12 protein-coding genes are annotated in these 13,222 nt (G+C 67.6%); 4 read left to right on the top strand and 8 right to left on the bottom strand.

Going from position 1 to position 13,222, the window contains the following annotated elements:
- Positions 1-90 precede the first annotated feature (90 nt).
- The 7 genes from OH809_RS28150 to OH809_RS28120 form a co-directional block, all read right to left on the bottom strand.
- Entirely contained in the window at positions 91-273 is a 183-nt protein-coding gene (locus tag OH809_RS28150; protein ID WP_406419529.1) for a hypothetical protein, read from the bottom strand.
- A gap of 369 nt (positions 274-642) precedes the next feature.
- Positions 643-3,054: a tetratricopeptide repeat protein gene (locus tag OH809_RS28145; RefSeq protein ID WP_406419531.1), complete on the bottom strand. Its 2,412-nt coding sequence runs from the start codon at positions 3,052-3,054 to the stop codon at positions 643-645.
- A gap of 61 nt (positions 3,055-3,115) precedes the next feature.
- A complete protein-coding gene (locus OH809_RS28140) occupies positions 3,116-3,388 on the bottom strand; it encodes a hypothetical protein (RefSeq protein ID WP_406419533.1) in 273 nt (90 codons plus the stop codon).
- 618 nt (positions 3,389-4,006) lie between these two features.
- A complete protein-coding gene (locus tag OH809_RS28135; protein ID WP_406419535.1) occupies positions 4,007-4,477 on the bottom strand; it encodes an NAD-dependent epimerase/dehydratase family protein in 471 nt (156 codons plus the stop codon).
- A complete protein-coding gene (locus OH809_RS28130) occupies positions 4,443-4,886 on the bottom strand; it encodes a winged helix-turn-helix transcriptional regulator (RefSeq protein WP_406419537.1) in 444 nt (147 codons plus the stop codon). Before OH809_RS28130 ends, OH809_RS28135 begins: the two co-directional genes overlap by 35 nt.
- A gap of 117 nt (positions 4,887-5,003) precedes the next feature.
- Positions 5,004-6,098, bottom strand: coding sequence for an NAD-dependent epimerase/dehydratase family protein (locus tag OH809_RS28125; protein ID WP_406419539.1), 1,095 nt, complete (start codon positions 6,096-6,098; stop codon positions 5,004-5,006).
- A complete protein-coding gene (locus OH809_RS28120) occupies positions 6,095-7,078 on the bottom strand; it encodes a ScbA/BarX family gamma-butyrolactone biosynthesis protein (protein ID WP_406419541.1) in 984 nt (327 codons plus the stop codon). Before OH809_RS28120 ends, OH809_RS28125 begins: the two co-directional genes overlap by 4 nt.
- A 133-nt stretch (positions 7,079-7,211) precedes the next feature.
- On the opposite strand from OH809_RS28120, the gene OH809_RS28115 reads away from it, so the two are divergent.
- The 4 genes from OH809_RS28115 to OH809_RS28100 all read left to right on the top strand — a co-directional run bounded on the left by OH809_RS28115 (position 7,212) and on the right by OH809_RS28100 (position 10,038).
- Entirely contained in the window at positions 7,212-7,880 is a 669-nt protein-coding gene (locus tag OH809_RS28115; RefSeq protein WP_406419543.1) for a ScbR family autoregulator-binding transcription factor, read from the top strand.
- A 40-nt stretch (positions 7,881-7,920) separates the two neighbouring features.
- Complete coding sequence (locus OH809_RS28110; protein WP_406515804.1) at positions 7,921-8,208, top strand: flavin reductase; 288 nt, start codon at positions 7,921-7,923, stop codon at positions 8,206-8,208.
- Between the two features lie 116 nt (positions 8,209-8,324).
- Positions 8,325-9,812, top strand: a complete 1,488-nt coding sequence (locus OH809_RS28105) for an MFS transporter (protein ID WP_406515803.1) — start codon at positions 8,325-8,327, stop codon at positions 9,810-9,812.
- 16 nt (positions 9,813-9,828) lie between these two features.
- Positions 9,829-10,038 carry a pyridoxamine 5'-phosphate oxidase family protein gene (locus OH809_RS28100; RefSeq protein WP_406419549.1) on the top strand — a complete coding sequence of 70 codons (210 nt, stop codon included), beginning with the start codon at positions 9,829-9,831 and terminating at the stop codon, positions 10,036-10,038.
- Between the two features lie 127 nt (positions 10,039-10,165).
- On the opposite strand, the gene OH809_RS28095 is transcribed toward OH809_RS28100, so the two are convergent.
- Positions 10,166-13,204 (bottom strand): SpoIIE family protein phosphatase, encoded by a 3,039-nt coding sequence (locus tag OH809_RS28095; protein ID WP_406515802.1) that lies wholly within the window; start codon positions 13,202-13,204, stop codon positions 10,166-10,168.
- Positions 13,205-13,222 lie beyond the last annotated feature (18 nt).

Raw genomic sequence — 13,222 nt, 5'->3', positions numbered from 1 at the left:
CGGACGCCCGCGACGGCGTGGTCGGTCTCGTCCAGATGATCGACGCTGGCCACCTGCCTCCTCGGCGCCCCTCACGATCGAGATCACGAACTACGGCTGGAGTATTAGACGCTCATCGCGGCCGGTGAAAGTGGCAGAAGGCGCCGGCAGCCCCGACAGAGCAGGAGTGATCTGTGTCGGGAGGTGCACAGTTACATCGCGACCCTGAACAACAGCGTGGATGAAGAGGCCACCAATAATGGTGTTCTCAACATGGCCGTCGACTTCGCTCATGTCGGTACCATCTCCTGCACAGCTTCAATAGTCTATGCGGCATCTCGCAACACAGCGGAGCATGGTTAGGTTAACGTTGAAGCTCTGCCAACGCAGCGTAATAATGTGAAACGTTGAGTGTCGGCCAACTCGGTGTGGTGATGATCCACGGGATCAACTCCAGTCCCAAGGTGTGGCAGCCACTACAAAGGCTGATCGCGGAGGATGAGGAACTGGGCTTCGCCCACTAGCCGACTCCGCGGCGGACAGGCAAGGCAATTTCCAGCTCAAGAAGACGCCGGCCGAGCATTCGGGTATCCATCAGCTTGGAGGGGATTTCGCGCAGCCGTCACAGGTAGCGGACTCACTACAGATGGCCGAATGTAGGAGTCATGGCACTTGTGCACCCTTCACTCCAGAAGAAAGTAACGTTGGAACGAAGCGCGCCCTCAACCACCGCTCATTGTGCAAAATCGCCGCAGCTCGCAGCGCCTTCTCTTCCTCTTGTCGGTCGCCGCTCTCGCGATAGAGAGCGGCGACCTGGGTGTAGGCGTCGACGGCCTCCTTAAGCATCCCCGCACTTTGCAACGCGACGCCCAGGCACCTCACAGCGCTAGCCTCGCTACTTGCGTCGCCGGTCTCATGGGAGATGACTGCGGCTCGGGCATGAGTGTCGATGGCCTCCTGCAACCGGCCCATCACTTCAAGCCCGAGACCGAGATTGACAAGCGCCATGGCTTCGCTGTACCGGTCACCGGCCTCGCCGTAAAGGGCTGCGGCTTGAGTGTGGGCATCGACCGCCTCCTGCAACCGCCTATCACGACGCAGCGCGATGCCGAGGTTGTTCTGCGCCATGGCTTCGCCGTGGCGGTCGTCAAGGTCGTGATAGACGGCTGCAGCTTGAGTGTGGGCATCGATGGCCTTCTGCAACTGGCCCATCGCTTGAAATGCGGTGCCCAGGTTGTGCACCGCTGTGGCTTCGTTCATTCGATCGCCAATCTCCCGAAAGAGGGTGGCAGCTTGGGCATGGGCGTCAACGGATCCCTCGACCCGCCCCAATTTGCGCAGCCCCACACCTAGGTTCCCCAGGGCCACGGCCTCGAGGTAGCGGTCGCCGATCTCCTGAGCAATGGTTACAGCTTGACTATAGGAGCCGATGGCGTCCTTCAATTTCCCTACAGTTTCCAGAATCAAGCCCAGATTGTTCAGCGCCATAGCTTCACCGCGACGGTCGTTGATCTGCTGGCAGAGAGTCACAGCGCGCCTATTGGCGTTGATTGACTCCTCGAATTGGCGCGCCTTCTCTAAGGCGCTGCCGAGATCATGCGCCGCTGCCGCTTCTCCCTTCCGATCGCCGCGTTCGCGGAAAACGGTTAGGGCAGCGTTGGCGACGACAATCCAGTCGTCGAAGTAGCGGCGATAGTCGAGGTACCTGGCAAGGCTGCCGGCGAGGGCTGTCGTGGTCTCCGACAGGCCGAGGTGTGGGGCCGCAGCGGCGACTTCGATGAGGTTGCGCCGTTCAGCGTCGAGCCAAGCAAGGGCACCGTTGCGGTCGGGGAAACGGGGGGAACGAGTGCCGGGTAGGGTCTTCAGATGGGAGTCGGCGGCCGAAGCGGTGTTCTGGTAGTAGCCGAACAGCCGTGCCCGGGCGGTCCCACGCTGGTCGGCGTCGGAGTGGAGGCCTCCCTGCTCGTCGGCGTAGAGGCGGACCAAGTCGTGCAGCCGCCAGCGGCCCCACGTGTGACCGAGCTCGACCAAGTGTGCGCGTTTCAGGTCTTGTAGCACCCGGCTGACCTGCCGCTGGTCAGCATCGGTTAGGTGAGCGGCGGATTCGGTGGACAGGTCCGAGCCAGGGTTGAGCGACAGCAACCGGAAAAAGCTAGCGTGGTCGTCGTCGAGGTGCTGGTAGGACAGGTCGAAGGCGGCGCGCACCGCGCGGTCCTCGCGACACAACTCGTCCAACCGGGAGTGCTCCGCCTCCAGGTCTTGGGCGAGTGAGGACAACGGACGGGTGGGGGTGTCGGCAAGCAGGGCCGCAGCGATACGTAGGGCAAGCGGCAGACCCGCGCACAGTCGGGCGATTGCCGCAGCCGCTTCAGGCTCGTCACTCACGCGAGTGTCGCGGACGCCGCAAGCCTGCTGCAGGGCCCGGCGGAGCAGCTCTGTCGAGGCCTGTTCGTCCAGGACAGCCAGATCGTACCGGCGGGCATCGACATCGAGGAAGTGGCGGGATGTGAGCAGAGCCGCGGTGACGCCGTCTGTGGGCAGCAGCAGGCGAACCTGCTCGGTGGTGGAGGCGTTGTCAATGACGACCAGGATCCGCCGACCCTTCTCGGCGAACGCCGCCAGCACACTGCGATATAACCGCGTTCGGTCCTGTAGGTCAGCAGGGATGTGCTCGCCGGGCACACCCAAGGCATTCAGAAGGCTGTCCAGGGCCCGCTCGGGAGAGAGGCGGCGTTCGGGGTCGTAGCCGAATAGGTCGACAAACAGCACACCGCCAGGGAACCAGCCCGGTTGCTTCAGCGCCCGGAAAGCAGTCTGCACAACGAGTTCGGTCTTACCAACTCCGGCCAGCCCGGCTACCGCCGCTACCGGTCCCGCCAGCTGCGGCCACCCCCCGTTGTCGGGAGCCAGGCCCTGAAGCAACTCCTCGAGATACGTGTCGCGGCCGATGAAGGTGGTCGCTACAGCCTTCGGCAAGCCGGACAGCGCAGGGGTAATCTGCGGGGGCAGTACCACGGTGATGTCCCGACCCTGAATCACCGCGTGGAAGAAGATGCCGTCGCTGATCTCGTTCAACACCCTCCCGTCCACATCGCCTTCAATATCCGCCTTGGCTACCCGATCAATCCTGCGTCGGTCATGCACCAGTGCCGGGTGTGGCCCTCGGCGGAGGCGGCATAGCGAAGGAGATCCCGGAGAAGTCCCGGCCTTGCAACACCGGGCCGTTCTGTGTGCCGCCGCTGATTGTGTTGTGCACCTCGCCGTCGCCGGTGCGCACCAACTTTGCTTGCTGGTGCCACTGCTGCAGGCCATCGCGAAACTCCGTGTCCAGCGCGGCCCGCACCGCCAGAGCGGCGCTCAGAACCTGCGCGTGGGCAGGATCCGTCGGGGCTTGTTCCAGGCGGGCCAACTCCACCTCCCCAGTACTGGCGGCCGAGGCATCTGTTTCTCCACGCCCCCGAAAGCGACGCCCAACCAGCGCCCTTAGCCCCGCCCAGGCTTCTCGGCCAGCCTCGCCTCCGACACCGCCCGCCAGAGCCGACAGCAACGCCACCGAAATCGGATCCACCCCATACCGCCTTCCACGTATCCCCACCTCTTGAGTAGACACGGTAGGGGACCCCGCGGTTCCACAGACGGCAAAGCTCCCAAGCCGTTGCTGTACCGAGAGGTGCGCCTGGCGGTCGACTGCCGTTCCCAATGGATCGATCTACTCAGGGTGCCGCATGAATACAGGGCAGACCGACGACGATCGGCATCCTGCCGAGAGAGCGAAGCCAACAGACCGAAATCCGGCATTGGCCGCATGTTGAGGCAACTCACAGACAGCGGAATGACTACTTCCGGTGGGCTGGCGGGTACGCACGGAGCTCAGGCAGGGCTACAACCGACCCGTCGCAGGTCAGAGCTACGGCTGGAGGGAACTAGATCAGCCTCTTCTAAGCGCTTGGCCGCAGGTTCGAGTCCTGCCGGGGGCGCTTTTCCCGTAAGACGTCAGGCCCTCCCGCCGGGAGGGCCTTCTTGCTGGTCATGGCACGGTAGCGAGGCCTCTGTAGCGAACGCGTAAGCACCGGATCGACCCCAGGTCACGGTGGATAGGGACCGGCGCTTTCCGCCTTTCCGGGTCTTCGGCGATCCGTTCGTAGATCGTGGTGCACACGGCGCCGTGGCCGGTGCCGAGCAGCCAGTGGCGTCCGGCGGGCTCGTCCATGCGGTCGCGGGCGATGTCGTCGACGTGGAGGAGGTCCCGGCGGACCGTTCCGGCGTACCCCATCGTCACGGGTTCACCGGCCACCGCGCGGCGCACCTTCATGGAGACGACGCCCTTGTCCCGGGCGGTCGACCCGGCGTACGGGGAATTCGGTCGCAGCGGCCGGTCGGTCCACGCGCCCTGCTCGATGGATGCGTGCATCTCGTCGGTGGAGGCCTGCGCAAAGCGGCGGATGCCGGTGCGCAGCGCGGCCTCAGGGGCGACGGCCCGTGACCGGACCGGTCGCATCGGGAGCGTCGTACGCGCGGCGGGCCTCCTCGACCCGCTCCAGGTTGGCCTGGGACCAGTCGGCAAGCACGGCGAACAGCGGCGAGAGGCTCCGGCCGAGGTCGCTGATCTCGTACTCGACCCGCGGCGGCACCTCCGGGTAGTAGGTGCGCAGCACGAGACCGTCCCGCTCCATCTGCCGCAGTCGCTGCGTCAGCACCTTGGAGGTGATGGTGCCGATGCGGCGTTCGAGCTCCACGAAGCGCTGCCGCCCGAACGTGTGCAGGGCCCAGAGGATCGGGGTGGTCCAGCGGCTGAAGACGATGTCGACCGCCGGTCCGATGGGGCACGCCTGAGTCGGCGCGACCGCCGTGGCGGACGGAACTGCCCGTCCGGGGGCGGGAGTCCGGGGGACGGGGCTGTAGGGCATGACGCCTCCAGGGAAGTCACTTTCCTCTGGATGGTCACTGTACTCAGGACGGTAGCTTCCTCAAGGGGACCCGGGAACGACGCCGTCGGAAGCGCCGCACACCATCGGCGGCGGAGCCTACGTGGTGCGGCCCGACGGGGACCCGAGCGCCGTCCCGGCTGTGACGTACTGCCCGCATCGCGCGGCTCCACCCACGAACTCGGCTCCGAGACAGCCCGGTCGCTCGCCGGTGTGCTGCTGTCGGCGCGCCGTCCGCCCCGGTCGTCCCTGCCCGCCGGGCATCAGGACGCTTCTGTACCAGTCCGCATGGAGCGGGAAGTCCGCCTTGAAGCCTTCACCGGGATCACAGCCGAGGAGATCCCAGACCCGGTCATCGGTGAACCAGTGCTCCACGGTGAGCAATTGAAGGGAATGCAGAAGACGCGGTGACGCGGCGAGCCGTGCCCGCGCTTCGTCCAGCGCGATGTCCGCGGCAGCCCACTCCAGTCCGAGCGCGGCGGAGACCGCCGCGACAAGATCGGAACAGGCCACCGGATCAGGGTGGTTGACGTGGTGGACACCAGCGGTCTCCCGGGGCGAGAGCGCCGCGGCCAGCAGAGCCCGGCCCAGCACGCGCACATCGATCATGGAGTGCCGGGCGGCGCACCCGGCCAGACCGGACGACAGTTCCCGGACCAGCGCGACCAGACCGGGGATCACCCAGCGGTCCCCCTCGCCGTGGACGAGGTGGGGGCGCAGCACGGTCCCGCCGGCAGCCAGCACATGGCTCTCCGCGGCGGCACGCGTGACGCTGGTGAGCGAGACCGGGGCGAGCGGTGCCCGGCCGGGGGCCAGGTCCGTGAACGGCCCACGTCCGTACACGGCTGCCGTGCTCAGACAGACGATGCGGGCGACGCCTGCGCGCTCCGCCTCCTCCACCAGTGCCCGGGTCCCGAGGTCGTTCACGGACCGGACCGTTCGTTCGTCCCCGTTGATCTGCGAGGCGCAGTGAATCACCGCGTCGACCCCGTCGCAGACGCCGCGCAACGACGCGATGGCGGCGAGGTCCCCGTACACGGTTTCGATGTCGGAACCTGCGCCGGACGCAGGGACGTCCACGGGCGCCCGGTGTTCCATCAGACGCAGCCGGACGCCGGGGATGGCATCCGCAGCCGCCACCACATGTCTGCCGACGAAGCCGCTCGCCCCGGTGATGAGAATGTGCGTGGTCACAACCGGTCGTCCCCCGTGTGAGTGAGTTCGCTGGTGAATACCGGCTCGCCGTCCTGTTGTCCGCGTACCCGCGCCACGGTGCGGGAACTGTCGCCGGAGGGCATCAACTCGGCCTCCACCCAGCACGGGCTGTCGAGTTCGGCGTATTTGTGGAAAGCGATCTCCACCGACGTCGGGAGAAAAGCGTGCCCCGGCGCGACAGCGACGGCTGCCTGGCGGGCCGCCTCCAGCAGCATGATGCCCGGAACATGGTCGTTCGGGCGCCTGAACAGGGTCGGGTGGGTGGTGTCCAGCCGCAACCGCCAGCGGTTCGACTGAGCTGTCGGCGTCAGTACGACGTCCGACTCCGCCGTCCGGCCCACCTCGTACGGATCCGCACCGGGCGACAGCGGTACAGGACGGCCCACCATGTCCAGACTGCCCTGGCGGAGGCGGCGGTAGGCCCGCGCCGATGTGCAACTGATCCGTCCCGAGCTGGTCGCCAGTACGGTGCCGCCGCGGCAGAAACGCAGGTCGACCCGCATGCCGGCGATGCTCTTGCCCCGCTTCCGCACATCCGAGCAGGTCAGATCGATCAGGACCTTTCCGGACGCGACCTCAAGGGAAAAACCCGGAACGACGGTGTCGTACGCCAGATCCCACATCACGAACTGGTCGTCGACCGGAACTCCCAACTCCGCGTGGGCCAGCATCATCGTCGCCTGCCGCATGGTCTCGGCTATCAGCAGGGGATCCTGGTGGTGGCCCGATGCGGCGGCGAAGAAGTGGTGCGGGCGCGGCCACTGGGCCGATACGGAGAACTCCGTATCGCTCAGCCTGCACCAGGCGGTGGGAAAGATGTCCCTGGGGTCGGACCGGTGAACGAGTTCATGCGAGACATCAGTTCTCCAACCTCTCTGCGGCGGAATCGCCATCCCGTGGAGACCGGATGGTTCGGCCTCGGCGAGGGCGACAGTGTCGGGCAAATCAATGTGAACCATGGAAATACCCCCAGCTCATCCATGGGGGAGTGCCTCGCTCCCCCACGGTAAGATACCGACGGTCCTGGTTCTTCCATAGTGCGGCTGGTGTATACGAGATCACATCGCCACGAGAGGCAGGAACGCACAGCTGATGGCCCAACAAGCTCGAGCGATCCAGACCCGGCAGTCGATTTTGCTGGCTGCCGCCACTGTCTTCGACGAGCGCGGCTACAGAAGCTCCACCATCAGTGAGATTCTCGCACGGGCCGGCGTGACCAAAGGGGCCCTCTACTTCCACTTCGCCTCGAAGGAGGAGCTGGCCCTCGGAGTGATGGAGGCGCAGCTGGAAGTCGGTTCGCTGCCGACGCAGTTGACGAAGCTCCAGGAGCTGGTCGACCAGGGTCTGGTGCTGGCCCATCGGCTCCGCCACGAGCCGCTGGTGCGCGCGAGCGTCAGACTGGCGATGAAGCAGGGGGGCGGCGAACTGGACCGCGGCCTGCCGTTCCACTCCTGGATTGCCCGGCTCGAAACCCTGCTGATCGAGGCGAAGCAGCAGGGCGAGGTCCTGTCCCACGTCAATCCCGCGGAGGCCGCCCAGCTCCTGGCCGGCGCCTTCTCCGGCATCCAGGAAATGTCCCAAGTCCTCTGCGAACGAAAGGACTTGGAGCAACGGATCTCGATGCTGCTGCGCTATGTACTGCCGAGCATCGCGCTGCCGGCCGTACTCGCCGTACTGGAGATCACCGAGACCCGAGCCGAACAGCTGCTGGCCACGGCCGGCGAACCGGACGTACCCGGGGACCGGCGCGAAAGGGAGTAGCTCCCCTTCCGTCACGCCGGTCTCACCGGAACGGCCGCTGGTGCTGTTCTGCCTGCATCAGCGATCCCGGCTGCGTCCCGCCCTGAAGCAGTCGGACGGCTTCGTCGTCAACCTCCTGACCAGCAGACAGGAGCCGTCGGCCTGGGCGTTCGCGGGCAAGGGCGGCGGGCCGGGACGAGGATCCGCAGATCTTCCGCCGGGTCGCTCGAGTACGAACTCGCCAGATCGCCCCGGCAGTGATTCCCGGCGCCGGTTCCGGCTCGACGACGTGCAGACCGCAGTGCCTCGTCGCTCAATGGCCCCCTCCAGGGAAGTCACTTTCCTCTAGGTACCTACTTCACTCCGGATGCTAGCTTCGCCGAGTCGCCGCAATAACGACCTGTATTCGGCACCTCTCTGCCATTCGCGCCGGCTTCCGAATCCCACCGACTGCCAGGAATTGCCATGTCGATCCCAGAATCCTTGCCCATTCCCCGCGAGACTTCAGTCGCACCAGAGCCCCAGACGGTCCATAGACCCGGGCTGATTCTGGCGTTCCTTTGCGTTGCCGGACTCATGACGTTTCTCGACGTGACCGTCGTGAACGTCGCTCTGCCGAGCATTGAGGAAAGCCTCCATATCTCCGAAGCCTATTTGCAGTACGTGGTGACGGGTTATGGAACGGTCCTCGGCGGATTCCTGCTGCTCGGTGGCCGGCTTGCCGACACCTTCGGGCGCCGGCGCATGCTCCGGACGGGCCTGATCGTGTTCGCCGTGGCGTCCCTGCTGGCGGGCATCGCCCAGGGCCCCACCATGCTCATCGCCGCCCGCGCCGCGCAGGGTCTCGGGGCGGCGTTCATCGCTCCTGCCGCCCTCAGTCTCCTGACCAACACCTTCGCCGAGGGTTCCGAGCGCAACAAGGCGCTCGGGGTGTGGGGTGCGATGGGCGGTCTGGCGTCGGTGGCCGGCGTCATTCTGGGTGGCCTCTTCACGGAGGGTCCCGGCTGGCGCTGGATCTTCTTCATCAACGTGCCGATCGGCCTGGCGGCCGCTTTCGCAGCGCCGTTCATCCTCCCCGAGAGCCGCTCCGCGGAGCGCCGCAAGTCCTTCGACACGGCTGGGGCCGTCCTCCTCACCGCCACCCTGGTGCTCACGATCTACACCCTGGGCCAGACCATCGAAGTCGGCTGGTCGTCCGCCCGCACCCTCGGCAGTCTGGCCGTCGCGGCCGTCCTGCTGATGGCCTTCATCGTGGTCGAGCGGCGGGCGCAGTCGCCGCTGATCCCGCTCAGCATCTTCCGGCGCCGCGTCCTGACCATGGCCAACATCGTCGCCACCCTGCTGTTCGGCACCCTGGTGACGCTGTTCTTCTTCGCCAGCCTCTTCATGCAGATGGTCCTGGACTACTCGCCGATCAGGGCAGGTCTGGCCTACGCGCCGCTCGCCCTGATCACGGCGGTCGGCGCGGGCGTCGCATCGAAGCTGATCACCAAGATCGCTGCAAAGCCGGTGCTTCTCACCGGTCTCGCCCTCACCTTCGTCGGCATGCTCATGCTGTGGCAACTGCCCTCGGACAGCACCTACGTGTCCCACGTACTGCCGGCCTTCCTCGTCGTCGGCCTGGGCCTCGGCATCTCCTTCGTGCCGCTGCAGATCGCCGCGTTCACCGGGGTCGAGAAGAGCGAGTCCGGTCTGGCCGCGGGGCTCATCAGCACGAGCCAGGAGGCCGGCGGCGCCCTCGGCGTGGCCGTCGCCGCCACCATCGCGTTCAGCGCCACCCGCAGCCTGGAGAAGTGGGCCCACGGTGACCCCGACCTCGTACGGGAGGCCCGTACGAGCGTCTTCCACCACGCGTTCGTCGTCGGGGCCTGGTTCGCCGTGGGTGCCATCGTCATCGCGCTGCTGCTGCCGATGATGAGGACGTCGGAACACGACGGCATTCCCGGGGCCTGAAGAGCGGAGGAACAACATGTCGCTGTTCCTGCCGGAATCGGCCGAGGCCTTCCTGGCCGAGAACCACGTGTGCACGCTGACCACCATCCGGCCCGACGGCTCCCCCCACGTGGCGCCGGTGCGCTTCACCTGGGACGCCGACGCCGGGCCGGCTCGGGTCATGACGGCCGCCTCACGGCAGAAGGCCGCCGGAGGCCCGCAAACGGCTGGCGCACCCGGCGGGTGAACTGGCCTCCCTCTACTGGCCGTCGGCGGAAGCGGGAGAGGAATCGGCCGTCCCGGACGAGTTCGTCGACCGGCGCCGTTGATCCGACCGCGCCGTCCGCCCGTCGTGCAGACCCGCCGCACGGCGGTCAGGTCACCGGCTGTTCGGTCCAGATGCACTTGCCGGAGGCGGTGTAGCGAGCACCCCAGCGGTGGGCGAGGGCGGCGACCAGTTGCAGACCGCGGCCGCCCTCGTCGGTCTCCGCCGCATTGCGGATGCGTGGTGTGGACAGGCTGCCGTCGGAGACCTCGCAGATCAGCCCCTCGGCGCGGAGCAGGCGGAGGGCGATGGGGCTTTTGCCGTACCGGACGGCGTTCCCGACCAGCTCGCTGACCAGGAGCTCGGCGGTCGTGGTGAGGTCGTCGAGCTCCCAGCCCTCCAGCTGGTCCCGGACATGGTGACGTGCCTCGCTTGCGGCGATCGGACCGTCGGAAAGTGTCCAGCTGGCAATGGAGTCGGCCGGTATCGCAAAGGTGCGGGCGACGAGCAGCGCGGCGTCGTCCATGAGCTGGGTGCCCGGCAGCAGCTCGGCCAGGACGTCGTCGCACAGCCGCTCCAGCCCGAGCGAGCTCCCCACGGCATCGTCCTCCCGTGCGGCGGCCGCCGCACTCGAGAGCGCCTTCGTCAGGTGGAGCATGCCCCGGTCGATGTCGCGGGTGACGGATTCGATCAGTCCGTCCGTGTAGAGCACCAGCAAGCTGTTTTGGGGGAGAACGACCTCAGTGGTCTCGAACGGCGGGCGTCCGGTGCCCAGCGGCGGATCCGGCCGGTGGGCGATGAACTCGGTGTTGCCGTCCGGGTACACGACGGCCGGCGGCGGGTGCCCGGCGGAGCCGAACTTGCACGTGCAGGTGACGGGGTCGTACACCGCGTACAGACAGGTGGCGTAGAAGTCGTCGCCGAGGTCGTTCACCACCTGGTTGAGGCGGGTGAGGAGTTCGGAAGGCGGGAACTCCAGATCGGCGAGCGTGTGCACGGCCGTCCGCAGCCGCCCCATGGTGGCCGCCTCGGACAGGCCGTGTCCCATCACATCGCCGATGACCAGCGCCACCCGGGCGCCGGACAGCGGGATCACGTCGTACCAGTCGCCACCGACCTCGATGCCCTCGTTGGCAGGTACATAGCGGGCAGCGGTACTGACCGCGCACAGCGTCGGAAGCTCGCTCGGCAGCAGTCCCCGCTGGAGCTCCTGGGCCCTCATGTGCTCGGCGTCGAACAGCCGGGCGCGCTCGATGGCCTGCGCCATCAGCCCGCTGAGTGTGATGAGCAGAGCCCTTTCCTCTCCGCCGAGACGCCGCGGATCAGTGAAGGAGACGACGCAGCAGCCGACGGTGCGGCCGGAGGCGATCAGCGGCAGGAACGCCCAGGATGCCTTCTTGGCCTCGGCCGGGCGGTCGGCCATCCGGGGGTAGCGCTCTACGTACTCCTCCACCGAGTCGATGAAGGCGGCCGTCCTGCTGCGGTACACCTCGTCGAGCGGAGCGATGTCGCGGACCGGTCTTCCGTCGAAGTCCCGGAAGAACGTCTCCGGGTATCCGACCTGCCCGGCGACGCGCAGCGTGCCCCCTTCGATGAGGTGGACGACGAGACCGGAGGCGCCGAACGGCGCCATGATCCGCTCGGCGGCGGCGTTCACGACGTCCTGCACCGTCAGGGCCTCGGCAAGGGCACCGGCCAGGGCGGTGATGCGGGCGTTGCGGTCGGCCGTGACGCGTTCCGCCGCGACGGACTCGGCCTCCCGTGACCGCATCTCGGTGACATCGGTGGCGTACACCGTCAGTCCGTCCGGTACCGGGACCAGCCGCATCTGGTACCGACGCCGGTTGGTGGGCCACCTCACGTCGAAGCCGACCGGGCTGCCGCGGTCGACGGCCCGCCGGTACGACGCCTGCAGGCCGAGTCCCGTGGCGTCGACGCCGATCTCGGCCAATACGTCCCACAGGTTCTGCCCGAGCAGCTCATGCGAGGCGCCGAGGAGCCGCTCCGCCTCCATGTTGAGGAAAGTGATCCGCCACTCGCTGTCGACCGCGAAGAACGCATCGCTCATGCGCCGCAGCGCGCGGCTGACCGAGTCCCGGGCGATCCGGCTCTCGGTGGTGTCCCACACCGTGCCGACCATGCGGCCGGGCCGGCCGTCCTCCCCCGGCAGGACCCCGCCCCGCGAGCTGACCCAGCGCGTGGTCCCGTCCGGGCGGCAGATCCGGTACTCCACACCGGACACCCGGTGGTTACGAATCGCCTGCTCGGTCTCGGCCAGGAGCCACGGCAGGTCATCGGGGTGGACCAGCCCACTCCAGGTGTCGAAGCGCTGGTTCGTGGACTGCCCCGCCATACCGAAAATGGCGAGCGTCGACTCGTCCCACAGCTGCTCCCCGGTGGCCAGGTCCCATTCCCAGGAACCGACCTTGATCGCTTCCAGCGACTGCCGGAGCCGGGTTACGGGGGGCTCCTTCCCCAGCCGCCCGCGGTCGGCCCTGCCCCAGCCCATCGAGGGCTCCCGCAGCCGCAGGGCGGCCCAGGCGGCGAGCGTCTCGACGGCCGACCGCTGCTGCGGCGTGGGCTGCCCCTCACCGACGGTGAGCACGGACAGCGCGCCCACGACCCCGTCCGGCGTGAGGAGCGGAACGGCCAGCAGCCCGCTGCCTGCGGGCAGCGCGGAGGGCGGCGACCAAGGGGCGGCGGCGTGGGGGTGGTGGCCGAGGGGGCTGTCGGGGCCCCGGCCGCCGTGCCCTGCGCCGCCGTCCGTACCGCCCTCTCCGGTGCGTTCCGTGCCGCCCCCTGTGCTGCGCTCGGCCACGGAGGCATGGGAGAGGCTCTGCCCGCCCAGAGCGGACATCCATGCCGAGGCTCCACCGGCCACCGCGCGCGCCGGCGCGGTGTCGCCGTCCACCGCGATGTCTTTCCAGTCCTGGGCCACGGTGCGGACGATCCCGCTGGTCGCCATCAGCAGCAGCCTCTGGCCCCCGGGGTCCCTCACATGGACCATTCCGCCCAGTCCGTCGGCCTCCGTCACCGCATGGTCCAGGGCGAAACCGAGCAGATCGACTCCTCCCAGCTCAACCCCCGCTTCGATGATCATCCGAAGCCGTGCCGCACCGGCTTTGTCCATCAGGAGCCGCTCAGCCATCGCTCGCTTCCTTCCGCG

It is taken from the genome of Streptomyces sp. NBC_00873, from assembly GCF_045207415.1.
Classification (GTDB): Bacteria; Actinomycetota; Actinomycetes; order Streptomycetales; family Streptomycetaceae; genus Streptomyces.
The sequence above is the reverse complement of the archived record's forward strand: the minus strand, read 5'-3'. Positions and strand labels throughout refer to the sequence as shown.

Coding starts and splice junctions, on each gene's coding strand:
- OH809_RS28115 (WP_406419543.1), top strand. CDS start 7,212: ATGGCCCAACAAGCTCGAGCGATCCAGACCCGGCAGTCGATTTTGCTG.
- OH809_RS28135 (WP_406419535.1), bottom strand. CDS start 4,477: ATGCGACCGGTCCGGTCACGGGCCGTCGCCCCTGAGGCCGCGCTGCGC.
- OH809_RS28130 (WP_406419537.1), bottom strand. CDS start 4,886: ATGCCCTACAGCCCCGTCCCCCGGACTCCCGCCCCCGGACGGGCAGTT.
- OH809_RS28095 (WP_406515802.1), bottom strand. CDS start 13,204: ATGGCTGAGCGGCTCCTGATGGACAAAGCCGGTGCGGCACGGCTTCGG.
- OH809_RS28105 (WP_406515803.1), top strand. CDS start 8,325: ATGTCGATCCCAGAATCCTTGCCCATTCCCCGCGAGACTTCAGTCGCA.
- OH809_RS28120 (WP_406419541.1), bottom strand. CDS start 7,078: ATGGTTCACATTGATTTGCCCGACACTGTCGCCCTCGCCGAGGCCGAA.
- OH809_RS28100 (WP_406419549.1), top strand. CDS start 9,829: ATGTCGCTGTTCCTGCCGGAATCGGCCGAGGCCTTCCTGGCCGAGAAC.
- OH809_RS28150 (WP_406419529.1), bottom strand. CDS start 273: ATGAGCGAAGTCGACGGCCATGTTGAGAACACCATTATTGGTGGCCTC.